Source organism: Micromonospora sp. NPDC005220, assembly GCF_040607895.1.
Taxonomy (GTDB): Bacteria; Actinomycetota; Actinomycetes; order Mycobacteriales; family Micromonosporaceae; genus Micromonospora.
Genome location: NZ_JBEXHP010000048.1, coordinates 19,392 through 45,063 on the forward strand (window position 1 = coordinate 19,392; position 25,672 = coordinate 45,063).

At 70.7% G+C, this 25,672-nt stretch carries 22 protein-coding genes and 1 pseudogene; 11 read left to right on the forward strand and 12 right to left on the reverse strand.

Features of this window, described 5'->3' with window-relative positions; genetic code table 11:
• Window positions 1-11 precede the first annotated feature (11 nt).
• Entirely contained in the window at window positions 12-701 is a 690-nt protein-coding gene (locus ABZU52_RS18900) for a metal-dependent transcriptional regulator (protein WP_354972300.1), read from the forward strand.
• Window positions 702-720: 19 nt separating this feature from the next.
• Here the strand turns inward: ABZU52_RS18900 and ABZU52_RS18905 are convergent, their stop codons facing one another.
• Together ABZU52_RS18905 and ABZU52_RS18910 are read right to left on the reverse strand one after the other, a co-directional pair.
• Entirely contained in the window at window positions 721-1,269 is a 549-nt protein-coding gene (locus ABZU52_RS18905) for a hypothetical protein (RefSeq protein WP_354972301.1), read from the reverse strand.
• Between the two features lie 88 nt (window positions 1,270-1,357).
• The gene (locus tag ABZU52_RS18910) at window positions 1,358-1,612 is read right to left on the reverse strand and encodes a DUF5522 domain-containing protein (RefSeq protein WP_354972302.1); all 255 of its coding nucleotides are present in this window, start codon (window positions 1,610-1,612) and stop codon (window positions 1,358-1,360) included.
• A gap of 388 nt (window positions 1,613-2,000) precedes the next feature.
• Here ABZU52_RS18910 and ABZU52_RS18915 point away from each other — a divergent pair, with 388 nt between their 5' ends.
• The 5 genes from ABZU52_RS18915 to ABZU52_RS18935 are packed head-to-tail and all read left to right on the forward strand — an operon-like array spanning window position 2,001 to window position 7,792.
• Window positions 2,001-3,059: a hypothetical protein gene (locus ABZU52_RS18915; RefSeq protein WP_354972303.1), complete on the forward strand. Its 1,059-nt coding sequence runs from the start codon at window positions 2,001-2,003 to the stop codon at window positions 3,057-3,059.
• The gene (locus ABZU52_RS18920) at window positions 3,056-5,653 is read left to right on the forward strand and encodes a methyltransferase domain-containing protein (RefSeq protein WP_354972304.1); all 2,598 of its coding nucleotides are present in this window, start codon (window positions 3,056-3,058) and stop codon (window positions 5,651-5,653) included. Before ABZU52_RS18915 ends, ABZU52_RS18920 begins: the two co-directional genes overlap by 4 nt.
• A complete protein-coding gene (locus ABZU52_RS18925; RefSeq protein WP_354972305.1) occupies window positions 5,650-6,195 on the forward strand; it encodes a GNAT family N-acetyltransferase in 546 nt (181 codons plus the stop codon). Before ABZU52_RS18920 ends, ABZU52_RS18925 begins: the two co-directional genes overlap by 4 nt.
• 38 nt (window positions 6,196-6,233) lie before the next feature.
• Entirely contained in the window at window positions 6,234-6,797 is a 564-nt protein-coding gene (locus ABZU52_RS18930; RefSeq protein ID WP_354972306.1) for a dihydrofolate reductase family protein, read from the forward strand.
• A gap of 53 nt (window positions 6,798-6,850) precedes the next feature.
• A complete protein-coding gene (locus tag ABZU52_RS18935) occupies window positions 6,851-7,792 on the forward strand; it encodes a MerR family transcriptional regulator (RefSeq protein WP_354972307.1) in 942 nt (313 codons plus the stop codon).
• 52 nt (window positions 7,793-7,844) lie between these two features.
• Here ABZU52_RS18935 and ABZU52_RS18940 read toward each other — a convergent pair whose 3' ends face one another.
• The 3 genes from ABZU52_RS18940 to ABZU52_RS18950 form a co-directional block, all read right to left on the reverse strand.
• Entirely contained in the window at window positions 7,845-8,783 is a 939-nt protein-coding gene (locus ABZU52_RS18940) for a DUF2332 domain-containing protein (RefSeq protein ID WP_354972308.1), read from the reverse strand.
• A 100-nt stretch (window positions 8,784-8,883) separates the two neighbouring features.
• A complete protein-coding gene (locus tag ABZU52_RS18945; RefSeq protein WP_354972309.1) occupies window positions 8,884-9,849 on the reverse strand; it encodes a CU044_5270 family protein in 966 nt (321 codons plus the stop codon).
• 16 nt (window positions 9,850-9,865) lie between these two features.
• A complete protein-coding gene (locus ABZU52_RS18950; RefSeq protein WP_354972310.1) occupies window positions 9,866-10,435 on the reverse strand; it encodes a sigma-70 family RNA polymerase sigma factor in 570 nt (189 codons plus the stop codon).
• 87 nt (window positions 10,436-10,522) lie between these two features.
• Between ABZU52_RS18950 and ABZU52_RS18955 the strand changes: the two genes are divergently transcribed.
• Both ABZU52_RS18955 and ABZU52_RS18960 read left to right on the forward strand, forming a co-directional pair.
• Window positions 10,523-10,834: an NIPSNAP family protein gene (locus ABZU52_RS18955; protein WP_354972311.1), complete on the forward strand. Its 312-nt coding sequence runs from the start codon at window positions 10,523-10,525 to the stop codon at window positions 10,832-10,834.
• 206 nt (window positions 10,835-11,040) lie between these two features.
• Window positions 11,041-11,589 (forward strand): annotated as a pseudogene (locus ABZU52_RS18960) (bifunctional 5,10-methylenetetrahydrofolate dehydrogenase/5,10-methenyltetrahydrofolate cyclohydrolase).
• A gap of 125 nt (window positions 11,590-11,714) precedes the next feature.
• On the opposite strand, the gene ABZU52_RS18965 reads toward ABZU52_RS18960, so the two are convergent.
• A complete protein-coding gene (locus ABZU52_RS18965; RefSeq protein ID WP_354972312.1) occupies window positions 11,715-14,621 on the reverse strand; it encodes a vitamin B12-dependent ribonucleotide reductase in 2,907 nt (968 codons plus the stop codon).
• Window positions 14,622-14,655: 34 nt separating this feature from the next.
• Complete coding sequence (gene nrdR / locus ABZU52_RS18970; protein ID WP_091400542.1) at window positions 14,656-15,156, reverse strand: transcriptional regulator NrdR; 501 nt, start codon at window positions 15,154-15,156, stop codon at window positions 14,656-14,658.
• A 537-nt stretch (window positions 15,157-15,693) separates the two neighbouring features.
• Between nrdR and lexA the strand changes: the two genes are divergently transcribed.
• Entirely contained in the window at window positions 15,694-16,479 is a 786-nt protein-coding gene (gene lexA / locus ABZU52_RS18975) for a transcriptional repressor LexA (RefSeq protein WP_091400540.1), read from the forward strand.
• 73 nt (window positions 16,480-16,552) lie between these two features.
• Here the strand turns inward: lexA and ABZU52_RS18980 are convergent, their stop codons facing one another.
• Both ABZU52_RS18980 and hflX read right to left on the reverse strand, forming a co-directional pair.
• Window positions 16,553-18,295, reverse strand: a complete 1,743-nt coding sequence (locus ABZU52_RS18980; protein ID WP_354972313.1) for a hypothetical protein — start codon at window positions 18,293-18,295, stop codon at window positions 16,553-16,555.
• 50 nt (window positions 18,296-18,345) lie between these two features.
• On the reverse strand, window positions 18,346-19,800 hold the full coding sequence (hflX, locus tag ABZU52_RS18985; protein ID WP_354972314.1) for a GTPase HflX: 1,455 nt from the start codon (window positions 19,798-19,800) through the stop codon (window positions 18,346-18,348).
• A 183-nt stretch (window positions 19,801-19,983) separates the two neighbouring features.
• Between hflX and ABZU52_RS18990 the strand changes: the two genes are divergently transcribed.
• Window positions 19,984-21,450 (forward strand): NAD-dependent malic enzyme, encoded by a 1,467-nt coding sequence (locus tag ABZU52_RS18990; RefSeq protein ID WP_354972315.1) that lies wholly within the window; start codon window positions 19,984-19,986, stop codon window positions 21,448-21,450.
• 96 nt (window positions 21,451-21,546) lie between these two features.
• Here the strand turns inward: ABZU52_RS18990 and dapF are convergent, their stop codons facing one another.
• From dapF to ABZU52_RS19005, 3 genes are read right to left on the reverse strand one after another with little or no spacing between them, the layout of a single operon-like run.
• Window positions 21,547-22,383 carry a diaminopimelate epimerase gene (dapF, locus tag ABZU52_RS18995; RefSeq protein WP_354972316.1) on the reverse strand — a complete coding sequence of 279 codons (837 nt, stop codon included), beginning with the start codon at window positions 22,381-22,383 and terminating at the stop codon, window positions 21,547-21,549.
• Window positions 22,384-22,390: 7 nt separating this feature from the next.
• A complete protein-coding gene (gene miaA / locus ABZU52_RS19000) occupies window positions 22,391-23,305 on the reverse strand; it encodes a tRNA (adenosine(37)-N6)-dimethylallyltransferase MiaA (protein ID WP_354972317.1) in 915 nt (304 codons plus the stop codon).
• The gene (locus tag ABZU52_RS19005) at window positions 23,302-24,069 is read right to left on the reverse strand and encodes a hypothetical protein (protein ID WP_354972318.1); all 768 of its coding nucleotides are present in this window, start codon (window positions 24,067-24,069) and stop codon (window positions 23,302-23,304) included. Before ABZU52_RS19005 ends, miaA begins: the two co-directional genes overlap by 4 nt.
• Window positions 24,070-24,219: 150 nt before the next feature.
• On the opposite strand from ABZU52_RS19005, the gene ABZU52_RS19010 reads away from it, so the two are divergent.
• Window positions 24,220-25,428 (forward strand): DUF349 domain-containing protein, encoded by a 1,209-nt coding sequence (locus tag ABZU52_RS19010; RefSeq protein WP_354972319.1) that lies wholly within the window; start codon window positions 24,220-24,222, stop codon window positions 25,426-25,428.
• Window positions 25,429-25,672 lie beyond the last annotated feature (244 nt).

A 25,672-nucleotide genomic window follows, 5' to 3' on the forward strand; every position in this document is an offset into this window, starting at 1 on the left:
CCGCTGACGTTATGAAGTCTCACGACCTGGTCGACACGACCGAAATGTACCTGCGCACCATCCTCGAACTCGAAGAGGAGGGGGTGCCGCCGCTGCGTGCCCGGATCGCGGAGCGGCTACGACAGAGCGGCCCCACAGTGAGCCAGACCGTCGCCCGGATGGAGCGCGACGGCCTGCTCACCGTCGAGGGTGACCGACACCTCACGCTCACCGCGCTGGGTCGCGGCACGGCCGTGTCCGTGATGCGCAAGCACCGCCTCGCCGAGCTGCTGCTGGTCAACGTCATCGGGATGCCCTACGAGGAGGCCCACGAGGAGGCCTGCCGCTGGGAGCACGTGATGAGCGACGCCGTGGAGAAGCGGGTCTACGACCTGCTCAACCGGCCGACCCGCTCCCCGTACGGCAACCCGATCCCGGGTCTTGAGGAGCTGGGCTCACCGGAGGCCGAAACCACCCAGGCCGGCGAGGGTGAGCGCAACCTGGCGTTCCCCGGCCTCTCCGGGCCGGTCGTGGTCCGGCGGATCTGCGAGAGCGTGCAGACCGACGGTGACGTGCTGCGCCAGCTGCACGCCGCCGGTGTCGACCCGGGTGCCACGGTCACAGTGGCCCAGGAGCGCGACGGAGTGTCGATCGACCGCTCCGGCGACCGGGTGCGGCTGCCCCGCGAGGTCGCCTCCCGGGTCTTCGTCGCCGCCAACTGACCAACCGGGCGCCCGGGCGTCACAACGCCCGGGTGTCCACCTTCTTCGCCAGCGCGGCCAGGTCGCCGGTCAGCTTCTCCACCGCCGAGCGCTCACTGCCACGGGCCGCCGTCCAGCTCACCGTGGCCAGCCGTCCGTCGGTGGCCAACCAGCCCACCTCGGCGACCGGCCCGCGCCCGGCTGCCGCGGCGGTGGTCCGCTTGTACGCCTGCTGACCCAGCCCGGTGACCTTGGCCGCCTTGTCCGGCACCACGTCCGCGCCGAAGCTGGTCTTGTCGATCGTGGTCTCGGTCACGCTGAGCGTCAACTCCGGCAGGGTCGCGCCCGCGGCCCGGACCACACAGGTGTGGGTGTCGCCCTGTTCACTGGACGCCGCCACGTCGAAGCGCGTCTTGACCACCTGCTCGATGACAGTGAAGTCCAGCAGCCGGCAGGCGCCACCCGAGGAGGCCGCCGCCACGTCCACCGTGATCGGCACCGGTGGTGGCACCGCCACCGGCTCCGCCTCGTCGGCGCAGCCACTCACCAGCAGGCCGGCCAGCCCGGCGACCACGATCCGCCCGCGCACATTCCACCCTCTCGCCGACCGACGGCGGAAAGCGCCCGCCGGATGTCCGTCGGACACCGTACGGGGTGTGTGGGTCGGGCGGAAGTCCTCATTCCGAGGGTGGATCGTCCACGTACGGGCAGTGCCGGCAGCCGCGCCCGCAGCACGTGCCACGGCGGGCCAGGAAAGCGGCGCTGAGCACGAACAGCCCGCTCGCCGGGTCGAGGTAGCCGGCCTCACCGGCGGCCAACGCGGCAGCGTGCGCCGCGAGAATCCGGGCCCGGTCGGGGTGCGTCGGCGACAGCCGGGACGGGTGCGGCTCGGTGAGCGGCCGGTCGGCCAGGGGTCGTCGCTCTCCGGTCACCCAGGAAGTGTAGAGATGGTCGGAGCCGAAGGACCGACGACGACGAAGCCGGATCGGCGTAATGACATTTGTCGACGTGACCTACAGTTGATGAAACCTCTCTCCTGGTCGTCCGCCACATCGAAGTTGCAGAGGACGGCCAAACCTCCGCCACTCGTGAGGCTGGGTGGGCATGCCAGACATCGCTACTCAGAGCGCCGTCATTCTCTACCAGATAGATGTCAGATCCCGACCCGACTGGACGACGGGCCCACTGCCGCTCCCCCTTCCGTCGTCGGCGGGCGTCCCTTCCCGCACTGACACCCGGACCCGCAGTACCTATTTCGAACCGCACCTGGCGCGGGCGCTGTACGGAACGTCGGATCAACCGGCCCGGTGGCACCGGCGGTTGACCGACGTCGCCGTCGGACCGATCCATGCCTGGGCCGCCGAGATCTGGACGCCGCCGCGCTTCTCCAGCACGGGCAGCGCCTTCGCCTTCATCCACTACAACCTCGGCACCGATCCGATCCGGTCGTTGGGCGCCGTCTCCGGCGTGGGCGAGGACCCGGATCATCCGGTCCGCAGGGCGTTGGACTCCGCGCTGGCTCCCGCCGCCCGGCTGCGCGGCGGCGCGTTCCGCGCCTTGTCGATCACGTTCGTCTCCTTCACCGACCAGCCCCGCCGCCGGATGAGCTTCACCTATCGGCACTGGCCGCCCGACCGTCAGTGGCTCTGGGGGCTGGCATCGGGCACCACCGAGTCGCGCTATCCACCCGATCCGGCCGATGCCACCCCGTTCGCCGGCCTGGTGCACCTCTCCGCGGACTGGCGGGCACTGGTGCTCCGCGACGGCGCCGCGTTCGTCGGGCTGCGCGGCCACCGGCCCGACACCGGAGACTTCCTGGACCTCGCCGCGGTGCTCGTGCCCTCGGTGTACGTCGACGTCTTCGCCCTCGGACTGGCCCAGCGCCAGTCTCTGCAGGACATCGCCCAGGACCTGGCCCTGCTCCGGACCCACAAGCCCGCTCAGGCCGACCTCACCCGGATGGAGGGGCGGCTGGCGAGACTCCGCAACACCCTGTGGTCGCGTCGGGTGAACTCGGGCGGAGTGGCAAACGCGTTGCTGGACGGATTTCACCGGCAGAACGCGCTGACCGAGCTGCTGCAACAGATCGAGACCGGCCTGGACCGGTCGACACGACTCAATCAGGCAGAGTCCGCCCGTCGGCGGGAGGTCGCGGTGAACGTGATCAGTACGGTCGGGCTGCCCTTCGGGCTGGTCTTCGCCGCCGGCGCTCTGCTCGGGCCCGGGCCGCGTACTCTCGCGGTCTGTCTGCTCCTCGCATTCGCCCTGCTGGCGCTGCTGCACCTCGCGCCCGGCGTACGCGAATCCACCCGCGACTTCCTCGGCGCCTCCGGCCGGTCACTGGGCCGAATCTGGCACCGGTCAGGCGGCCCGCGATGAGCGACCTGCTCGGCCACCGACGGAGCCAGGAGTTCGTGCTGGGGCACCGCACCGGCGGCAAGCCGGGAAGCATGCTCGTGCTCACCGGCGGAACGGGCAGCGGCAAGAGCATGGTCCTGCGCTGGGCGGCGCACGCCCTGGCTGGTGACCGGATCCTCGACGTGCGGGACCACGCATCGGCCGCGGGTGTCTCCCTGCGCGTCGACCGCACCGCTCTGGCGGCGGCGGTGGACGCGATTGTGGCGCACTGCGCGGGCACCGCCGAGACACCGGACGGACAGCGCGGTTGGACGGTCCTCTACGACGACATCGACGCCGACTTCATGGACGACTTCGACAACGACGCGGAATTCGCGTTTCCCGCGTTCGTCCGGCGGATCGTGAGCAAGCTCGACGTGAATCTGCTTGTCGTCACCTGCCAGTCGTTTCCTCGCGGGCACGTCTACCCGATGCCCGTCGAGGTGTGCAGTCTCGAACACCGCAACGCGGATCGGACGGAGTTCGACGAGTACCTGGACCGTGTGCTGGACAAGGCTGCGGTGCCCCTGGAGACCTTTCCCCGCGCCGTCCGCACGGCGCTCTTCCAGATGCAGACATACTGCCCGGACTTCCGCGCGGTGGACCGGGTCCTGCGCCTCTTGATCGATCGGGCACGGGGAGTCGGTGGTGTGCTCGGCGAGGTCGACCTGCACGGCGTCATCCGCGGGGACCGGAAGTTGCAGGACTTCCGGGCCTTCCCGGAGTTCGCCTTCACGGCCGGTAACCGCATCCATTTCCGAGCCAAGGACAAGACGGAAATACTTCGCGACATCCTGCTCGGCCTGTACGACATCCCGGAGGAGTTGGCGCTCATCGGCGAGGAGAAGCTCCACGACTTCGACGGGGAGTCGTTTCGCAACGAGGCCCGCGAGTCCTATCAGGACACGTTGATGACGTTGTGCATGACCCGGTCGCCGGTGGAGCTGATCAGCGCCCTGCTGGGCCCACGGGACATCCTGCACCAGATCAAGGTCCGGGAGCTTGACCGGACCCGGTTGTTCGAACGGACCGAGGCGCGGGCCCGGCTGCTGGCCCGCGGGCTCGGGTTCAGCGTGACCGACACGCCGCAGGGCCTCGAGTCCTATCAGCAGGCAGTGCGCTCGGCCGGGCAGGCGTTGCGGGTGAAGGGCGCGGAGCGGGCGTCGGTGGAGGTGCTGCGGGGCGTCGGCCTCAACCTGATCACCGAGATCGAGCAGATGCTCTTCGAGTTGGTCTACTTCTGGGCAACGTTGCTCTACGGCTCGCTGCGGCAGTTGGTGGCCCTGCACAACGAGTCCCATACCGGTCGGCTGCTCCGCTCGGACCGACTGACGAGCGGTGACATCGCCGCACTGCTCAGAACGATAAGTGCCGGGTCCACCGACGTCCGCTACCACGTGGGGCTGATGATGGTTCGCCGGCCGAAGCCGTTCGGCCCGCGGTTGCTCGACGCGATCAGCCGTTACGTCGCGGCCCGCAACCGGCTGGTCCACCCGCCGACGGAGGGGCGAGGCGACCGCCGCCTACCGACCGAACTCGTCTCCGCGTTGGTCGACAGCGCCCAGGAGCTGTGCGAGGAGTTGAATGAGGGCGCCTTCCCCGCGGTGATCAAATTGACCGAGGTCGTCTTCGACGAGTTCGGTCGACGCACCTTCACCGCTGTCGACTCGGTGGGGCGGCGGCTGCGTTTCGCGGTGACCGGCTCCAGCACGCATGAGAGCATTACCGGCACGACGCACTACTACATGTTGCCCGCCCGATCGGTGGTGGCCGATCCTGTTCTGGTACCAAAGGCAGACATGGAGACCGATGTGCTGTTCAGAGACGCCGAGGGCTATGCGAAGAGCTCCGCGAGCCAGCAGTCGCAGGCTGAGCGCCTCATCGAGAAACTACGACTGCGGAGCGGGGAGTCCATCCTCGATGTCGGTTGCGGGGACGGGCGGCTCACCATCGAGCTGACGCGCCGGTTCCCCGGGGTACGAACGCACGGCATCGACATCTCACCCGAGATGATCAAAACGGCTCGGGCCCGGCTGACCGCCGCACCCACCGACTCGGTCACCTTCGAGGAGGCGAACATCCTCGACTTCCACTCCAACCGCCAGTTCGCCGTGGTGTTTTCCAACAGCTCCATGCACTGGGCGCTGCCACCGGAGGTGGCGTACGGCAGGGTCTTCGCGGTGCTCGCCGACGGCGGTCAACTCGCGGTGCACCAGGGCGGCCACCAGACCTACTCGGGTCTGTGGCGGTGTGCGCTGGACGTCGTCGAGGAGCTGCAGCTGGCCTCCAACTTCGCGGGGTGGAGCTACCCCGCCTACTACCCGACCAAGAAGGAATTCGAGCGGTTGCTCACCCTGATCGGCTTCGTCGATCTCCAGATCGAGGCCGTCGAGAGCGACGGGCATGAGCATCCCTCCCTGATCCGCGACTTCGCGCACGCCGGGTTGCTGCCGTTTCTGCGGCAGGTGCCGGCGGACAAGCGCGAGCTGTTCCGGGACGAGTTCCTGCGCCACGCGGAGGCGTCCAAGCCCAGCCTCTACCAGCATCGGCTCTTCGCCCTGGCCAGGAAGCCGTGACGCAGTTCCGGCTGTTGACGCCGGGCCGCCAACTCGACGCGGCGGCACCGGCCATCGCGGAGATCCTGACCCAGGTGGACGCGGAATTCGTGCCGCCGCTGTCGAGTCGGGCCAGCACCACGACGAAGTCCCTCACCGGTGCTCCGGACGTCCCCGGCGGGGGGCGAGCGGCACCAGCGCTCTACCTCAACGCGGTCCTGGCACAACACGTGATTCTGGCAGCGCTGAATGGTGAGGTGACCGGGCTGTTGTCGTTCCGGGCCGGGCACACCGAGCCGCTGCTGTCCGACTGGTCGCCCTGCGACTACGTCAGCACGATCGCCGTCCTGCCCGAGGCACGCAGGCAGGGCATCGCCCGCGGCCTCTACGCGCACCTGTTCGCGCAGACCACGTCGACCAGCCCGCACGTGGCGACCCGCACGTGGTCGACGAACGACAGTCACCTGAGCCTCCTGGCCGAGCTGGGCTTTCGGTGCGTCGCCAACCTGTCGGACCATCGCGGCCCGGGCATCGACACCGTCTACTACGTTCGCCCGCGGTAGTTCGGGGTCGACCACCCTCACGAGCGCAAAGGAGCACCATGCGGAAGGTCGTTGTGCACATGAGCCTGTCGTTGGACGGGTTCTTCGAGGGCCCGGGCGGCGACATCGGCTGGCACCAGGTCGACGAAGAGCTGCATTGGCACTTCAACGAGGTGATCGCCCCGATGGGCGGGTTCCTCAACGGCCGGGTCAGCTACGAGCTGATGGCCGCGTTCTGGCCTACCGCCGATCAGGATCCGGCGAGCAGCGCGCCGATGCGCGAGTACGCGGGCATCTGGCGGGACAAGCCGAAGATCGTCTACTCGCGCACCCTCGACCACGCCGACTGGAACGCCACCATCGTGCGTGAAGTCGACGCCGAGCAGGTTCGCAAGCTCACCGCCGAGCCGGGCGGCGACCTGGCACTCGGCGGGGCCGACCTGGCCGAGACGTTCGCCCGGCACGGCCTGATCGACGAGTACCGGATCTACGTCCACCCGGTGCTGCTCGGTCGGGGCCGCCGGCTCTTCCCCGACGCGGACGCCCCGACCGGCCTACGACTCGTGGAGAGCCGCGTCTTCGGCAACGGCGTGGTCCTGCTCCGTCACGAGCGGGTCCGCTGACGATCAGCGCGGCGGCTTGAGTCTCCACCGGGGGGAGACGCGAGGGTGGGGGCATGAGCGGGGAGACGCGTCACACGATCGGCGACCTGGCCCGACGGACGGGCCTGAGCGTCAAGACCATCCGGTACTACGCCGACAGCGGGGTCGTGCCACCAACCGATCGGAGCCCGGCCGGCTACCGGCGGTACGGCCCGGCGGCAGTGGCCCGGTTGGAGCTGGTCCGGACGTTGCGTGACCTGGGCCTGGACCTGGCCACCATCCGGCGGGTGGTGGATCACGAGGTGCCGCTGCACGAGGTGGCCGCCGCGCACGCCGAGGCGTTGGCCGTGCAGATCAGGGTCCTGCGGCTGCGCCAGGCGGTGCTCGCCGTCGCGGCGCGGCACGGGTCGGGCCCGGCCAGGGTGGACGAGCTGCACCGGCTGGCCCAGCTCACCACCCACGAACGGGGGCAGTTGGTGGCCGACTTCCTGGGCAGCGTCTTCGCCGGCCTCGGAGACCAACCCGGGAACCCGGGTGTGATCGTCTCAATGACACCGGAGCTGCCCGACGACCCCAGCACCGCGCAGGTCGAGGCGTGGCTGGAGCTGGCCGAGTTGTGTCGGGACCCGGACTTCCAGGCCCGGATGCGGCGACTGGCGCGACAGCACGCCGCCGACCACGACGTCCCGGGTCTGCCCCGCCCGGACGCCGTCGCGGTGGTCCGGGACGCGGTGACCCCCGCTGTCGCGGCCGGCCTCGACCCGATCAGCCCGGACGCCGATCCGGTGGTCGCGGCCGTCACCGCCCGGTACGCGAGCCTGCACGGAAACTCCGACGAGGCTGACCTACGTCAGCGGTTGCTCGACCGGTTGGTTCCGGCCAACGACCCCCGCCGGGACCGCTACCTCGACCTGTTGGCGGTGATCAACGGCTGGTCGACAGGCGACGCGACGGCCCCAGCGGTGGACTGGTTCATCCGGGCCCTGCGCCACCGGATGCCCGAGCCGGCTCGTTGAGCTGACCGGGTCGGCTTGCAGCTTGCGGCTGGCAGCTGGCGGCTGGGTGACGTCAGCCGAACCAGGTGAGCGCCTGGCCGTGGCCTCTGGCCCAGGCCAGCGGCTTTCCGTCGAGCGCGAGGACGTTGTGCAGAGCGTCGCTCGGCGGGTCGGGCAGCCCGTCGTACCGGAGCACCTCCGGCCCTTCGCTCGCCACCCAGTGTCCGGGCAGCTCGCGGACCAACCGGACGAACGCGTCCCGGCGCGGCGGCGGCACCTGGTAGAGCACGGAGGTGTGGAAGACCACAAGCGTCGCGCCGGTCGGCGCCCGCGCGGCCAGCGCCGGCAGGTCGTCCACCAGGTCGCCGCGGACCAGCAGCGGTGGGTCGGCGGCGGCGACCTTGGCCGCGGCACGCAGCCGGGCCCGTCGGTGGGCCTGCTCCGGCCAGATCAGGGCGTCCAACCAGGACACGTCGCCGGGGTCGGTCACGTCGAGCGGGTTGAGGTCCAGGCCGGCCCGCCACACCACCTGGGGTACGCGTGCCGGCGGCACCAACCCGGTGGCCGCGCAGTCGAGGACCGGCTCGCCGGAGCCGACCTGATGATCGCCGTAGCGGTACGCGTACCGGTCGGAGTAGAGGCAGAGCCCGGCGGACGCACCGACCTCCAGCAGGGCGAGGGGCTGCGGCAACGCGGCGAGCACCGGCAGCAGGACCGCGCACCGGCCCGCCTCGTTCGTCTGGGTCGCCCGGGTGCGCAACTCCGCCTCGACGGCCGGCCAGTGCGTCAACACGAAGTCGTGGAACGCGGCTGGCTCGTCGACCGGGCCACCCAGCCAGCGGACGACACCGAACAGCAGGTTCGGCTGCCGCTTCTCCGGCGGGAGCCCGTCGAGCAGGGCGATCAGGTCGTCGTCCCGAGCGACGGCCTTCGACAGTCGCTCGTACGTGGGCGACATGCCGCGCGCCTCGCGGCTGCCGAACTCGGTGTACGCCTCAGCGGTCGTCGTCATGCCCTCATCGTCGCAGCCCATTCCTCGGTAATTCAGCCCCCATTCCCGTGGGTTGACTCACCCGTTCGTGGAGTAACGGTCGTCGCTCGTTTGCTGGCGCTCAGGGCAGCTGGCCCGGCCGGTCGACGATGGCGATGCGGAGTAGCGCGACAGCCGTGTGCAGGGACTCCTTGCCGTCCCGCACCACCGACCCACGGCGGCCGAGGAAGACGTGGGTGTCGCGGTCGAAGAGCAAGTCCTCATTACCACCGATCACGCCGGGCATCCGAATCGCCACCCCATGCCGACCTGCGGCGTCCACCACGTCGCCCGATATGACGACCGCTCCGGGCTCCCGCGCCAGCAGTTCGAACAGCGCAGCGAGCGCTCCGGGCGGCACGTAGCCGTCGAGCATCGACCGCGCCGTGGTGTACACCATGCTCGCGTCCCCGTAGACGGCCTCTTCATCGACTCCCGCGGGGAGATGCAGGTCGACCGGGTGTTCCCGAAGGTATCGAAGCAGCTCGTCCGGATCGGTGGGCAGGTCGCCGTGGTACGCGGGCGGCTGGAACGCGTCGAGCTTCTTCTCGGGATCGGCGGCATCGCCCATGCGGAGCACCCTCAGCTCGCTCCACCCGTTCGGATCGGTCTCCGGTCGGTACCGTCCCTGCGTGTACGCGACTCCGCCGGCCGACTGCCACAGTTGGTTCCGGATGGTCCGGTACGGGCCACTGTCCGGCAGTTCCCGGATCGTCGCCAGGGATTCCGTGAAGACGTACTGATCGGGTCGGGCGGTGAGCTCCGGCTGCTGCCGGGCGGCCTCGGCCGCCAGGTGGAAGATCTCCGCCGCGCTGGCCGTGGGCGGCGGCTGATCGCCCAGCCTCATGGTCTGGACCGCCAGCGCACCGGCGGTCAGCGTCACTGCCAGCCCGAACGCTCCGGCGAGGCGCCAACCGCGCAGAAACGGGGTACGGCGTCGGGCGGGGCTGCCCGCCGCCGCCATCTCAGCCCGTTGGGCGACGTGTGCGGTCAGATCCCTGAGGAGTTGCTCGTCGAAACCCTGCGGCGACCGTTCGGTCTCGTTCATCGTCATCTCCGTCTCATCAGGCGAGGGTGGTGACCGGGCGGGCGAGCATGGCGCGGACGACGCGGCGGGCACGATGCAGGCGGACCCGAGCGGCGACCGGTGACATCCCGAGCACTGTCGCCGCCTCCGCGACGGTGAGGCCGTCCACGGCGACGAGTTCGACAAGCGTTCGGGTGCCCTCGGGTAGTTCGCTCAGCGCTCCGTGGGTGCGGCGGGCCGCCGACTCGGCGTCGATCCGCTCTTCGATGCGGGCGATGTCATCGGGGCCCAGGTCCCGTCGTCCGGCCAGTCGACCGGTCACCCGCAGCCGTTGGGCCGCCCGACGCCGCTCGTCGCCGATGACGTTGCGGGCCACCCCGTACAGCCAGCCGATCTGACTGCCCCGGTCCGGCCGGTAGCCGGCCGCCGACTCGATCACCGCCAGGAACACGTCGGCGGTCAGGTCGGCGGCGAGATGTGGGTCGTCGACCCGCCGCGCCACGAACCGGCTCACCGCCTCCAGGTGCCGCCGGTAGAAGACCTCGAAGGCCACCGGATCGGCTCCGATGCCGGAGATGTCGTCATCGGCTCGGCTCGGCTCATTCACAGGCCGCCCTCCCTCGTAGCCTTCACACTCCTTCTTCGTCAGGCGGAGCACGAGCGTTACCGAACATCCGGCCCGTAGGGTGACGGCGTGATCACCTGCGTCGTGCACTACACCATCGATCCCGCGCAGATCGACGCGTTCGAAGACTTCGCCCGGGAATGGATGCGGCTGGTGGCCAAGCACGGTGGTGTGCACCACGGCTACTTCCTGCCCGCCGAGGGCGCCAGCGACAAGGCGGAGGCGCTGTTCAGTTTCGAGAGCCTGGCGGCCTACGAGCGTTACCGCGCACGGTTCGGCAACGACCCGGAGTTCGTCGCGGCCGACAGCATCCGCGACGAGTCGGGTTGCGTGGTGCGGTACGAGCGAACCTTCATGCGCCCGCTCCTGCCGACCGTTTGAGCGCTCGGGCCGCAGCCGGCTCAGCGGCGGCACGCCCGGTGCGGGCCTGCCCGGCGCTGACGGCGGCTGTGCTGGTTCAACTGGGCAGACGCCCTGGTGATGCGGCATCATCGAAGCAGCGGCGACTGGCGGCACGGGGATGGTGGAACCATCGGGGAGCCTCTCGCGGGCGTCGACCGCCTGGGCGCCTGCGTCGAGGAACCGTCATGACCACGACCAGCGAGTCCGCACACCACACCCCGTCGGGCACGGCCCGGCTGCTGCCGGGGGCACCCGTCGCCGAAGCCGTCCTGGCCGAGACCGCCGCCGCATCTGCCGGCCACCGTCACCCAGGCCGAGCTGCACCAGGCCATCACCCGGTTCAACAACGATCCGGCCGTGCACGGACTGCTCGTGCAGTACCCCGTTCCGAGGCATCTGGACTACGACGCGGCCTTGCAGACCATCGACCCGGACAAGGACGTCGACGGATGCACCCGCTCAACATGGGGCGTCTCGCCGTCGGCCTGCCCGGCCCGCTGCCGTGCACCCCGGCCGGCATCGAAGCCCTCCTGGCGTACCACGAGATCCCTGTCTCCGGTCGTGAGGTCGTCATCCTCGGCCGGGGCGCCGAGGTCGCCGGCACCATCACGCCCCGGGTCGGCGGCGTCGCGATGCTGTTCCGCAACGCCGTACGCGCCGCCGAGCAATTCAGTGGCCAGTTCTGGTCAAACTTCCCTTCCGCCTTCGGTGATCAGGTGATGAAAAGTAGGTAGGAGAAGGCCCCTGAGACCTATTTTTCATCACCTGATCATGGCAATACCGGTAGGACCGCTACCTGGAAACGGCGCTGCCCCGACCTCCAGCAAGGAGATCGGGGCAGCGCCGCGTTTCGCGTACGTCAGCTGCAGCCGCTGGTGGAGCCGCAGCCCTCGCAGACGTAGCAGCTACCGGCCGGGCGCATCTTCGTACCGCAGGTGAAGCAGAGCGGTGCGTCGGCGGCCTTGCCGATGACGGCCTCCAGCAGTTCGGTGCTGGAGCCCACGCTCGGAGCCGGCTTGGCGGCGGCCACGTCGGCCATCTCCTGGGCGGGCTGGGCGACGGCCTCGGGCTTGGCCGGGGTCTCCACCGGAGCGGACGACGCCATCGCGGTGAGCTCGACACCGGTGACGCCGGCGGCCTCCGCGTCGGCCTCGGCGCGCAGCTGCGCGGCCCGCTCGCTGGCCGTGAAGATGCCCAGCTCGGCGCGGCGCTCGTAGGGCAGGAAGTCCAGCGCCAGGCGACGGAAGATGTAGTCCATCACCGAGGCCGCCATGCGTACGTCCGGGTCGTCGGTCATGCCGGCCGGCTCGAAGCGCATGTTGGTGAACTTGCTGACGAACGTCTCCAGCGGCACGCCGTACTGCAGGCCGATGCTGATGGCCACCGAGAAGGCGTCCATCACGCCGGCCAGGGTCGAGCCCTGCTTGGACATCTTCAGGAAGACCTCACCGAGGCCGTCGTCCGGGTAGGACGACGCGGTCAGGTAGCCCTCGGCGCCACCGACGGAGAAGCTGACCGTCTCGGACGGGCGCTTCTTCGGCAGGCGCTTACGCACCGGCCGGTACTCGATGACCTTCTCGACCGCGGCCGGCGCGGCCGCTGCGGTCTCGACGGCGGCCGGCTCGGTGGCCTTGTTCGACTTGGCCACCGAGAGCGGCTGGCCGACCTTGCAGTTGTCCCGGTAGATCGCCAACGCCTTGAGGCCGAGCTTCCAGCCCTCGAAGTAGATCTTCTCGACGTCCTCGACGGTGGCCGCCTCCGGCATGTTGACCGTCTTGGAGATGGCGCCGGAGACGAACGGCTGGATGGCCGCCATCATCCGCACGTGACCCATCGGAGCGATCGTCCGCTCCCCCATGGCGCAGTCGAAGACCGGGTAGTGCTCCGGCTTGAGGCCGGGGGCGTCGACGACGTGGCCGTGGTCGGCGATGTGCTCGACGATCGCCTCGACCTGCTCCTCGGGATAGCCGAGGCTGCGCAGGGCGCGCGGAACCGTCTGGTTGACGATCTGCATCGAGCCGCCGCCGACCAGCTTCTTGAACTTGACCAGCGCCAGGTCCGGCTCCACGCCGGTCGTGTCGCAGTCCATCATGAAGCCGATCGTGCCGGTCGGGGCGAGGACGCTCGCCTGCGCGTTGCGCCAACCGAACTTGTCGCCGATCTTGTTGCCCTGGGTCCACTGCTTGGTCGCCTCGCGGACGATCGCAGTGGCCACCGGGCTGGTCGGCTTGATCTCGTCGTTCGCGGCGGCGTGCTTGCGCATGACCCGCTTGTGCGGCTCGGCGTTGCGGGCGTAGCCGTCGTACGGGCCGACGACGCCGGCCAGCTCTGCCGAGCGGCGGTAGGCGGTGCCGGTCATCAGGGACGTGATCGACGCGGCGACCGAGCGGCCCTGGTCCGAGTCGTACGGCAGGCCGGTGGCCATCAGCAGGGCGCCGAGGTTGGCGTAGCCGATGCCGAGCTGCCGGTAGGCGCGGGAGGTCTCGCCGATCTTCTCCGTCGGGAAGTCCGCGAAGCAGATCGAGATGTCCATCGCGGTGATGACGAACTCGACGGACTTGACGAACTTCTCCACCTCGAAGCCACCGTCGGCGCGGAGGAACTTCATCAGGTTGAGCGAGGCCAGGTTGCACGAGGAGTTGTCCAGGTGCAGGTACTCCGAGCACGGGTTCGACGCGGTGATCCGCCCGGTCTCCGGGCAGGTGTGCCAGTCGTTGATCGTGTCGTCGTACTGCAGACCGGGGTCGGCGCACTCCCAGGCTGCCTGGGAGATGGAGCGGAACAGGTTCTTGGCGTCGACGGTCTCGATCACCGAGCCGTCCAGCCGGCCGCGCAGGTCGAAGCCCTTGCCGTTCTCCACCGCCGACATGAACTCGTCGGAGACCCGGACCGAGTTGTTGGCGTTCTGGTACTGCACGCTGACGATGTCGGAGCCGCCGAGGTCCATGTCGAACCCGGCGTCGCGCAGCGCGCGGATCTTGTCCTCCTCGCGCGCCTTCGTGACCACGAACTCCTGGATGTCCGGGTGGTCCACGTCGATGATGACCATCTTGGCCGCCCGGCGGGTCGCGCCGCCGGACTTGATGGTGCCGGCCGAGGCGTCCGCGCCGCGCATGAAGCTGACCGGGCCGGAGGCGTTGCCGCCGGAGGAGAGCAGCTCACGGGACGAACGGATGCGCGACAGGTTGACCCCGGAGCCGGAGCCGCCCTTGAAGATCAGCCCCTCTTCCTTGTACCAGTCGAGGATCGAGTCCATCGAGTCGTCGACGGCCAGGATGAAGCAGGCGCTGACCTGCTGCGGCGACGGCGTGCCGACGTTGAACCAGACCGGCGAGTTGAAGCTGAACACCTGGTTCAGCAGCATCCAGGTCAGCTCGTGCGCGAAGACCTCGGCGTCGGCCGGGCTCGCGAAGTAGCCGTACTCCTCACCGGCGGTGCGGTAGGTGCCGACCACCCGGTCGATCAGCTGCTTCAGCGACCACTCCCGCTCCGGGGTCCCCACCGCTCCCCGGAAGTACTTCGTGGTGACGATGTTGGCCGCGTTGACGCTCCACGACTCCGGGAACTCCACCCCACGCTGCTCGAAGTTGATCGAGCCGTCCCGCCAGTTCGTCATCACGACGTCCCGGCGCTCCCAGGAGACCTCGTCGTACGGGTGGACCCCCTCGGTCGTCCACACCCGCTCGATCTTCAGCCCCGCGCCTGCCTTGCTTCGTGAACGGCTAGTTGTCACGCCGTCGCCCCCCTCGTCTGCGCGGTCACCCACCGCGCGTCCCAATCTCTCGAAAAACCGTGAAGACTCAGCTGGTACGGCCGGCGGCCTCAACCGCATCGGCCCGGCCCTGCTCCCGGGCTCGCGCCGCGGCCCGCAACGTCTCGATCTCGCGCTCGAAGTCGGCGAGCGAGTCGAACGAGCGGTAGACGCTGGCGAACCGCAGATACGCGATCTCGTCCAGGTCGCGCAGCGGACCCAGGATCGCCAGGCCCACGTCGTGGCTGGGGATCTCGGCGGCCCCCTTGGCCCGGACCGTCTCCTCCACCCGCTGCGCGAGCAGCGCGAGTGAGTCGTCGTCCACCGGCCGGCCCTGGCACGCCTTGCGCACCCCGCCGATGATCTTCGTGCGACTGAACGGCTCGGTCACCCCGCTGCGCTTGACGACCGCGAGGACCGCCTCCTCGACGGTGGTGAACCGCTTGCCGCACTCCGGGCAGGAACGCCGCCGCCGGATGAGCTGGCCGTCGTCGGCCTCCCGCGAGTCGACCACCCGGGAGTCAGCGTGCCGGCAGTACGGACACCGCATCGCCCACCTCCTAAAAATGATCAACTGCGAGCAGACCGGACACCCCGGGCACGACTGACCGCGACGGTGCCATCCTCGGATGACGCCCGCCGTGATCAACGTTACGGGAGTGCGGTCGGTAGTCGGACCCAACCTGTAGGCAACTTACGCCCGTGTCACTACTACATCTAGGGGTCGACCGTATGTCGCCGGGGAAGCCGGGTCAAGTTGGCGGGCGTGTCCGGCGCGTCACGGACCATCCGGTCACCCACCCCCCGCACAACGCCCGAAGACCCAACGCCAGGACCCAGCCAGAGTTACCGGCCGGCAGGCCAAACCTGGCCGGAAAACGGTCGACGATCGAACACCAGTGCTACCTGACGTACCATTTATCAGAACATCCGTACGACCGGAGTGGTTTTCACCCCGACACGCCGGTGAGAGGTCGTACAGATGTTTGAAAATGACTGATCTCACCTATACGGTCATGAACAACGTGGCACCACCGCACGCACCACGAGCCGACGAGGCACCCAGCGTCGACCAGGGAGGACGGACGTGACCGAGGACCGGGCCAGCCGGCCGAAGAGCCCGCAGCAGATCACCGAGGCGGGCCCGCCGGCCACCCGACGCCGCAGCGCCGCGCGCAGCCGGACGGGTCAGCCCGCCGTGCGCCCGGTCACCCCGGTGGTCAGCGCCTTCCCCGACCCGGCGACGGTCGACCTGACCGCCCGCCAGCGCCGCATCCTGGAGTTCATCCGCACCTGGGTGGAACGACACGGCTACCCGCCGAGCGTCCGGGAGATCGGCGAGGCCGTCGGCCTGGTGTCGCCGTCCAGCGTCGCCTACCAGCTCAAGGAGCTGGAGAAGAAGGGCTTCCTGCGCCGCGACCCGAACCGACCGCGCGCGGTGGACGTCCGCGCCCCCAGCGAGGCGATCGACGACGAGCTGTCGAGGGCGCAGCGGCCCACCCCGGCGTACGTGCCGATGCTCGGTCGGATCGCCGCCGGTGGGCCGATCCTCGCCGAGCAGGCCGTGGAGGACATCTTCCCGCTCCCCCGCGAGCTGGTGGGTGAGGGCGAGGTCTTCATGCTCCAGGTCAAGGGCGACTCGATGCTCGACGCGGCGATCTGCGACGGCGACTGGGTGGTCGTCCGGCAGCAGCCGACCGCGGACTCCGGCGAGATCGTGGCCGCCATGCTCGACGGCGAAGCGACAGTGAAGACCTACCGGCGGCGCGACGGGCACGTCTGGCTGATGCCGCAGAACCCGGCCTTCGACCCGATCCCCGGCGACGACGCCACCATCATGGGCCGGGTCGTGGCGGTGCTACGCCGCATCTGACCGGTCGGCGGGTGGGTGCCGACGGCGCTCACCCGCACCGCTCATCAGGCCCGGGTGGGCGCCTCAGCGCCGATCAGTAACGGTCGCCCCGGTGATCGCGACCGCCCCCGGGATACTGCCCGTACGGGTCGACGGGCGCGTCGTCGTCGCGTCGGCGGCCGGGCCGCTGGCCCCGGTAGTCGGGCTCCTGACCACCGCGCCGGGGCGGCTCCGCGCGACCGGGCTGACCGCCGTCGCCGCCGTACACGCCACCGCCAGGACGGCCACCGCCACCAGCCGGGGGACGACCACCGCCACCGCCCTGCGGGCGGCCGGCGCCACCAGCCGGGGGACGACCGCCACCTGCCGGGGGTCGACCCGCGCCACTGGCCGGCGGACGACCGCCGCCGCCGTAGACACCAGCACCGCCGCCGTCCGGTCGTGGCGCACCGTAGCCACCGTCCGCCGGGGCGGGCCGGCCGCCACCGCCGTACACCGCGCCACCCGCCGGGGCCGGGCCGCCGCGACCCGCGCCACCCGCCGGGGTCGGACCCCCGCGACCCGCGCCACCGCCGTACACCGCGCCGCCGGCCGGTGCGCCGCCCCCGTAGACACCACCCCTACGGTCGTCGTCGGCCGGGAACCCGTCGACGGCACGGCCACCGCGCGGGCCGAACGGCGCGTCATCCGACTCCGACGTGTCGGACTCGTCAGCGGTCGGCGGCCGACGGCGGGCGCGCACGATGCCGAAGATGCCGGCGGCGACCAACAGCAGGCCGATCAGCCCGACCGCGCCGACCAGGTACGTGATGTCGTCGAGGCTCAACCCGTCGGTCCAGGATTTCGAGGCGGCCGGCTTGCCGCCCTCCTCCGGCGCCAGTGGCACGGCGGTCGACGTGGACGGGGTGTAGCTGAGGATGTCGAGGGGCTCGTCCTCGGTGAACCGGCCCGCGTCGGAGACGGTGAGGAACGACTTCCCGTCCGGGGTGTAGCTGATGGCCTCGCCGAACGGGTCGGCCAGCGGCGTCACCCGTGGCTTGCCGGTGGTGAGCGCGCCCACGATGTCGCCACCGGTCACGTCGAACTCGAAGGCGTCCGCGTAGGTGCGCAGGACCACCCGGGAGCCGTCCGGAGCCCGGGACGCGCCGGTGATGGCGATCCGGCCGAACGTGTTGAGGGCGTTCTCCGTCTGGGTCTTCGGCAGCGTGAACTCGCCGGCCTTACGCATCGGCACCGGGTCGGTGTCGCCGCTCTTCAGGGCGGACGACGGCGTGTAGATCTCGGCCTTGCCGCTGGTCACCTTGGTGATGATCAGTGGTTTCCCGTCGTCGCCGATCAGCAGCGCCTCAGCGTCGTGCGGTTTCGCCTCGGGGTAGGAGAGCCGGTGCAGCGTCGGCTGCTTGGCACCGGTGACCGGCATCGACCAGAGCCCGACGCGGCTGCGGCGCTCCTTCGAGTCGGGGTTGTCACCGGTGTCGGCGATCCAGAGGGTGCTGCCGTCCTTGGAGAGGGCGAGATCCTCGGTGTCGAACGGGCCCTGCCCGGAGTAGCGGACCGGCTCCTTCGAGATCTTGCACTTGCTGTCGAGGAAGAAGACCCGCTTACGTGCCACGACCTCGGTGCTGTCGTTGATGACGATGAAGCCGCTCTTGGTGGCGACCAGCCCGGACAGCTCCCGTAGGCGCTCGTCGGTGATCGTGCACCGCTTCTGGCCGGGGTTGGCGGCGGGCTGCCCGGACGACCCAGGGGCGGGAGCCGCTGCGGCGACTCCGGCGAGCGCCACGGTTGCCCCGAGCAGGCCGAGGGCAACCGTGACCGAGGAAACAACGCGGCGCATTCGGCCAGTGTCGCATGCCGCGCGTTTCCGATGGATGACGCCGTGGCCGCTCAGGACCGGCTGCCGGCCGCCTGTCCCTGCCGCTCCACGTCGAACGCCGCCAACTCCGAGGCCAGCTCCGCGCCGACGCGAACGTGCAACAGCGTGCCCTCCGGCAGGTGCGCCGTGCTGAGCACCTCACCCGTGCGGTGCGCCCGAGCAACCAGGTCACCCCGGTCGTACGGCAGCACGGCCCGGACCTCCACGGCCGGGCTCGGCAGCCGCTCCTCGATCGCCGCGCGCAGCTCGTCCATGCCCCGCCCGGAGTACGCGGACACGAAAATCGCGTCCGGCCAGAGCCGCTTGAGCCGCAGCAGAGTGTCCTCGTCGGCCGCATCGGTCTTGTTGACCACCAGCAGCTCGGGCAGCCGGTCCGCGCCCACCTCGGCGAGCACCTCGTGCACCGCCCGGACCTGCTCCTCCGGATCCGGGTGGGTGCCGTCGACGACGTGCACCACCAGATCCGCCTCCGCGACCTCCTCCAGCGTCGAGCGGAACGCCTCGACGATCTGGTGCGGCAGGTGCCGGACGAAGCCGACCGTGTCGGAGAGGGTGTAGAGCCGCCCGTCCGAGGCGGTGGCCTTGCGGGTGGTCGGGTCCAACGTCGCGAAGAGCGCGTTCTCCACCAGCACCCCCGCACCGGTCAACCGGTTGAGCAGGCTGGACTTGCCGGCGTTGGTGTAGCCGGCGATCGCCACGGCGGGCACGGAGTTGCGGGTGCGTCGAGCACGCTTGGTCACGCGTACCGTGCGCATGCTCTTGATCTCGCGGCGCAGCCGGGAGATGCGATGCCGGATCCGCCGGCGGTCGGTCTCCAGCTTGGTCTCACCGGGACCACGAACACCCACGCCACCGCCGGCACCGCCGCCCCGGCCGGAACCACCGGTCTGCCGGGAGAGCGTCTCACCCCAACCGCGCAACCGGGGCAGCAGGTATTCGAGCTGGGCCAGCTCGACCTGCGCCTTACCTTCCTTGCTCTTGGCGTGCTGCGCGAAGATGTCCAGGATCAGCGCCGTACGGTCGACGACCTTGACCTTGGTGCGCTGCTCCAGGTTGCGCAGCTGCGACGGGGACAACTCACCGTCACAGATGACCGTGTCGGCACCGGTGGAGAGCACCACCGCGCCGAGGTCGTCGACCTTGCCGCGGCCGATGTACGTGGCCGGGTCGGGTCGGGTTCGACGCTGGATGAGCCCTTCGAGCACCTGCGAACCGGCCGTCTCGGCCAACGCGGCGAGCTCGGTCAGCGAATTTTCCGCATCAGTGACCGTGCCTTCGGTCCAGACGCCCACCAGGACGACCCGCTCCAGCCGCAGCTGGCGGTATTCCACCTCGGTGACGTCGGTGAGCTCGGTCGACAGGCCCGGGACGCGTCGGAGGGACTGCCGCTCCGACAGCTCCATCTCGCCGGTGGTGACGTCGTCGAGCTCGTCCTCGACGGGGACAAAGCTCTCCTGGTCTCGCAAGCGGTTCTCCTGTCCGTTTTGATAAGTAGGACGTAATCCTGACATGACACAACGCCGAACGCACCTGCTATATGCCCATGGTGAAGGTCGCCAAAAGTGGGGGCGAATGCTGGTCGGCCGCGACAACCCGGTAGAAATGCGGACGGCGGCCGAACGGCCGCACAGCCGTTACGGAGGGATCCCGTGGCCATCACCCGACTGCCGAGCGCCGGATTTTCGATCACCATCCGGATCGCCGTGACCGCGGACGCCTCCTCGATCGGCCGACTCACCACCTCCGTCGGCGAGGCCGGGGCGATCGTCACGGCACTGGACGTGGTGGACTCCGACCCGACCCATGTGATCGTCGACCTCACCTGCGACACCGCTGACGCCGGTCACGCCGACCAGGTGGTCGACGCGCTGACCGCGCTGGACGGCGTGGACGTGCGCAAGGTGTCGGACCGGACGTTCCTGCTGCACCTGGGCGGCAAGATCGAGGTGACCTCGAAGGTCGCGCTGCGCAACCGCGACGAGTTGTCCCGCGCGTACACCCCGGGGGTGGCCCGGGTCTGCATGGCGATCGCCGAGAACCCGGCCGACGCCCGACGACTGACCATCAAGCGCAACACCGTCGCGGTGGTCAGCGACGGCTCGGCGGTGCTCGGCCTGGGCAATCTCGGCCCGGCCGCGTCGCTGCCGGTGATGGAGGGCAAGGCCGCGCTGTTCAAGCGCTTCGGCGGGGTGGACGCCTGGCCGGTGGTGCTGGACACCCAGGACACCGACGAGATCGTGCAGATCGTCAAGGCGATCGCGCCGGCCTACGGCGGCATCAACCTGGAGGACATCGCCGCGCCGCGCTGCTTCGAGATCGAGGCCCGGCTGCGCGAGGCGTTGGACATCCCGGTCTTCCACGACGACCAGCACGGCACCGCGATCTGCGTGCTGGCCGCGCTGACCAACGCGCTGCGGGTGGTGGGCAAGCGGCTCGAGGACGTCCGGGTGGTCGTCTCCGGCGCCGGCGCGGCCGGCACCGCGATCATGAAGCTGCTGCTGCGTCAGGGCGTCGGCGACATCATCGCGTACGACCGGGAGGGCGCCCTGCACCGCGGGCTGACCGGGCTCAACTCGGCCTGGCAGTGGCTGGCGGAGAACACCAACAAGGAGAACTACTCCGGCGACCTGCCCGGCGCGATCCGGGGCGCCGACGTGTTCATCGGGGTCAGCGCGCCGAACCTGCTCACCGGCGACGACATCGCGCAGATGGCGAAGGACTCGATCGTCTTCGCCCTCGCGAACCCGGACCCGGAGGTCGACCCGCGGGAGGCGCGCAAGCACGCCGCCGTGGTCGCCACCGGCCGCTCGGACCAACCGAACCAGATCAACAACGTGCTCGCGTTCCCCGGGGTGTTCCGCGGCATGCTGGACGCGCACGCCGAGGAGTTCACCGAGGAGATGGCCATCGCGGCCGCCCGGGCCATCGCTGACGTGGTCGGCGAGGACAAGATCAACCCGACGGTGATCGTGCCGAGCGTCTTCGACTCCCGGGTCGCCCCCGCGGTCGCCGCCGCCGTCCGCGCCGCCGCGCACAACCCCAGCCCGCTCCCGGCCGCCGACCCCGGCCCGGCAGACCTCCCGGAAATCGCGGCAAACGCCAGCGCGACCCCCTGACGCGAACCGTCCACGGGCCACGACGTTGATCAAGAGGTTTGCGTCAGGAACCACGTGAAATTTGACGCAAACCTCTTGATCAACCCGGTTGGGGGGTCAGGTGGGGAGGGTTAGCTCGCCGGTCGCCACCAGGACGGCGGGGCCGGAGAGCCAGCAGGAGTTTTCGGTGACCGTCACCGTCAGACGGCCGCCGGGCACGTCCACGGCGACCACTCCGGTGTCCCGGCCGGCGTCGCGCAGGGCCACCGCACCCACCGCGCAGGCACCGGTGCCGCAGGACAGGGTCTCGGCGCTGCCGCGCTCGTACACCCGCATCACTGTGTGCCCGTCGGTGCCGTCCACCGGGTCGCCCGGCACGATGAACTCCACGTTCACCCCGCCCGGGAACACCGTCGGGTCGAACCCGGGCGCGACGGTCAGGTCCAGCGCCGACAACTCCACGCCGGGCGGCAGGACGCAGACCAGGTGCGGGTTGCCGACGTCCACCACCGCACCGGTCAGGGTCAGCTCGCCGAGGGTGGCGGTGGAGCTGTCGTACACCTGGGGTCGGCGCATCTCGACGGAGACGGCGTCGCCCTCGACCAGCGCGCGCACGACGCCGGCCCGGGTGGCCACCGGCAACGCCGCGCCGGCGGGCGTGGCCAACCCGGTGTCGAGCAGGTAGCGCACGAAGACGCGGGCGCCGTTGCCGCACATCTCGGCGAACGAGCCGTCGGCGTTCCAGTAGTCCATGAACCACTCGGCCTCACCGGCCTGGCCTGCGCCGTCCGGATGCTTGGCCGCGCGGACCACCCGCAGTACGCCGTCCGCGCCGATGCCCCGACGCCGGTCGCAGAGCGCCGCTACCAACTCCGGGGTCAGGTCGAGCTGACCGTCCGGGTCGGGAAGGAGGACGAAGTCGTTGCCGGTGCCGTGGCCCTTGGTGAACTCCACCGCCCCATCATCGCGCAGCGGCCGGCACCAGGCGCACGGCGGCCCCGATCAGGTCCGGGGTGGTCGAATCCAGCCAGTGGATCCGCGGGTCGCGGCGGAACCAGGACCGCTGCCGGCGGACGAAACGCCGGGTCGCCCGGACCGTCTCGTCGTGCGCCTGCGCCTCGGTCAGCTCACCGGCGAGCAGGCGCAGCACCTGCTGGTAGCCCAGCGCCCGGCTCGCCGTCCGCCCCTCGGGCAGCCCGCGCGCGACCAGCTCGCGGGTCTCCGGCACCAGACCGTCGGCCCACATCCGGTCCACCCGCAGGGCGATCCGCTCGTCCAACAGCCCGGTGTCCAGGTCCACGCCGAGCTGCACCGACGGGTAGTACGGCGTGGGCTGCGGCAGCGAGGCGGCGAACGGCGCGCCGGTCAGCTCGATCACCTCCAGGGCCCGCACGATCCGCCGGCCGTTGCCGGGCAGGATGCCCTCGGCGGCGACCGGGTCGGCGGCGCGCAGCCGCGCGTACAGCGGGGCCGGCCCGACCTCGGCCAACTCCCGCTCCAGTCGCTCCCGCAGCGCCGCGTCGGTGCCGGGGAACTCGAAGCGCTCCAGCACCGCCCGGACGTACAGCCCGGAGCCACCGACCAGCAGCGGCACCCGCCCCCGGGACAGGATGTCGTCCACCGCCGCGCGGGCCAGCCGCTGGTACTCCGCGACGCTCGCCGGCTCGGTGACCTCCCAGATGTCCAGGAGGTGGTGCGGCACCCCGTCCCGCTCGGCGACTGTCAGCTTGGCGGTGCCGATGTCCATTCCCCGGTAGAGCTGCATCGAGTCGGCGTTGACCACCTCCCCGTTCAGCGCGTGCGCGAGCGCGATGCTCAGCGCCGACTTGCCAGCCGCCGTCGGGCCCACCACCGCGACGACCGTGCCGCTGGTCACATCCGCTCCCAGCACGCCACAAAGTAGGCCACGCCGTAGGGGGCGGAGTCATGCAGCAACTCGCCGCGCCACCCTCCGCCGGCCGCGCGGGCCGCGCCGGCGAGCACCTGCCAGGGAGCGCGACCGGCGGCCTTCAGCTCCGCCGACACCACCGGGTCCAGGTCGAGCAGGACGTCCAGGTCCGCGTCGGCCAGCGCCGCGGCAACCCCCTGGTCGTACGGGAGGGCCCGCGCGTCGTCGTACCCGGGCGCTTTCTCTCCCCGGCAGGCCGACCCGTCCCCGAGCACCAGCGACGCCACCCGGTCACCGGCGGCACCCACCTCGTCGGCGAGCGCGGCCAGCTCCGCCGGGCCGGCGTCGGCGGCCACCTGCACGGCCACCACCGGCGGTCGGCTGTCCTGGCGGGCCAGCAGCCACGCGCCGATGGTCAGGCTCAACGGCAGCACCGCGCCCCGGTCCGGCTGGTCGGCACCCAACGGCACATCCAGGTCGACCCCCCAGGGCTGGAGGGAACCGGTCGCCGGGGTGCGGATCGGGCCGGTCACCGGGCCGGTGCCCAACAGCACCACCAGGTCCGGATCGGTCGCCAACAGCCGGCGTACGGCGGTGTCACAGGCCGCCCGCAGATCGTCCAACTCCGGGGCCGCGGAGCCGGCCACCTCGGGCACGAGCAGGGGCGGATGCGGGCAGACAGCGGCGGCGACCAGTGGCACCCGTTCACCGTAGCGGGAATCCCCGGTGCGTCTCCGAGCTGATCCGGTCATTCGGCCACTAGGACACCGTATGGTCACGGTCGGCGATAGGCGCTCGACGCGGACCGGGTCGGACCTGTGACAATGCCGGAAGCAACTTGGCTGCGCCGTGGCGGCGACGGGGGATCGATCCCTCGACGCCGGGAGAACGAGGATGGGTACATGAGCGACTGGACTGCCTTCGGACGGGTGGACGCGGACGGCACCGTGTACGTCAAGACCACCGAGGGCGAGCGGGTGGTCGGATCCTGGCAGGCGGGAGCACCGGAGGAGGGCCTGGCACACTTCGCGCGTCGCTTCGCCGACCTGGTGACCGAGGTGGACCTTACCGAGGCTCGGCTCAAGTCGGGTGCGGCGGACGCCGGGCACTCGTTGAGCACGATCCGGCGGATCCGTGCCACGCTGCCCGAGGCCAACGTGGTCGGCGACATCGACGCGCTGGCCACACGCCTGGACAAGCTGGCGACCCTCGCCGAGGAGAAGGCCGGCGAAGCGCGCGCCGCCCGGGACGCCGCTCGCGGCGAAGCCCTGGCCCGCAAGACCGCGCTGGTCGAGGAGGCCGAGAAGCTGGCCGCCGAATCCACCGGGTGGAAGACCGCCGGGGACCGGCTCAAGGAGATCCTCGACGAGTGGAAGACCATCCGCGGCGTCGACAAGAAGGCCGACGGTGAGCTGTGGAAGCGGTTCGCCGCCGCCCGGGACGGTTTCACCCGCCGCCGCGGCGCCCACTTCGCCTCCCTGGACTCGCAGCGCAAGCAGGCGCAGACGGTCAAGGAGGAGTTGGTCGCCGAAGCGGAGAAGCTCCAGGACTCCACCGACTGGGCCGCCACCGCCAACCAGCTCAAGGACCTGATGACCCAGTGGAAGGCCGCCCCGCGCGCCTCCAAGGAGGCCGAGCAGAAGCTCTGGGAACGATTCCGGGGTGCGCAGGACGCGTTCTTCAGCCGGCGCAGCGAGGTCTTCTCCGCGCGGGACAACGAGCAGCGCGGCAACCTGGAGCGCAAGCAGGCCCTGCTCGCCGAGGCCGAGGCGTTGGACATCGACGCCGACCCGAAGGGCGCCCAGGCCAAGCTGCGGGAGATCCAGGCCCAGTGGCACGAGGCCGGCCGGGTGCCCCGCGAGGCGGCCGCCGGGCTGGAGCGCCGACTGCGCGTCATCGACGACAAGGTCCGTGACGTGATGGACTCGGCGTGGCGGCGCACCACCAAGGAAGACAACCCGCTGCTCGCCCAGATGCGGGCGCAGGTGGCGGAGGCCGAAGACCGGCTGGCCCGGGCGCAGAGCGCCGGGGACGCCCGCCGGATCAAGGAGGCTGAGCAGGCCCTCGCCTCCAAGCGGCAGTTCCTGCAACTCGCCGAGCAGGCCGGCTGAGCTGACGACGTCCGGAGCCCCCGGTCCCGCGCGGGACCGGGGGCTCCCGCGTGTCCGACCCGCCCATCCCCGCGCCTTCGCGCACCGCGCCTTCGCGCACCGCGCCCTCACGCACCGCGCCCTCACGCCTTCGCGCCTTCGCGCCTTCGCGCACCGCACCGCACCGCACCGCACCGCACCGCACCGCACCGCACCGCACCGCACCGCACCGCACCGCACCGCACCGCACCGCACCGCACCGCAC

What these genes read in the sequence shown, in the direction of transcription:
- ABZU52_RS18945 (WP_354972309.1), bottom strand. Translation starts at nt 9,849, where the DNA reads ATGAACGAGACCGAACGGTCGCCGCAGGGTTTCGACGAGCAACTCCTC.
- nrdR (WP_091400542.1), bottom strand. Translation starts at nt 15,156, where the DNA reads ATGCGGTGTCCGTACTGCCGGCACGCTGACTCCCGGGTGGTCGACTCG.
- ABZU52_RS19010 (WP_354972319.1), top strand. Translation starts at nt 24,220, where the DNA reads ATGAGCGACTGGACTGCCTTCGGACGGGTGGACGCGGACGGCACCGTG.
- ABZU52_RS19005 (WP_354972318.1), bottom strand. Translation starts at nt 24,069, where the DNA reads ATGACCGGATCAGCTCGGAGACGCACCGGGGATTCCCGCTACGGTGAA.
- ABZU52_RS18920 (WP_354972304.1), top strand. Translation starts at nt 3,056, where the DNA reads ATGAGCGACCTGCTCGGCCACCGACGGAGCCAGGAGTTCGTGCTGGGG.
- ABZU52_RS18980 (WP_354972313.1), bottom strand. Translation starts at nt 18,295, where the DNA reads ATGCGCCGCGTTGTTTCCTCGGTCACGGTTGCCCTCGGCCTGCTCGGG.
- ABZU52_RS18940 (WP_354972308.1), bottom strand. Translation starts at nt 8,783, where the DNA reads ATGACGACGACCGCTGAGGCGTACACCGAGTTCGGCAGCCGCGAGGCG.
- ABZU52_RS18930 (WP_354972306.1), top strand. Translation starts at nt 6,234, where the DNA reads ATGCGGAAGGTCGTTGTGCACATGAGCCTGTCGTTGGACGGGTTCTTC.
- ABZU52_RS18900 (WP_354972300.1), top strand. Translation starts at nt 12, where the DNA reads ATGAAGTCTCACGACCTGGTCGACACGACCGAAATGTACCTGCGCACC.
- ABZU52_RS18935 (WP_354972307.1), top strand. Translation starts at nt 6,851, where the DNA reads ATGAGCGGGGAGACGCGTCACACGATCGGCGACCTGGCCCGACGGACG.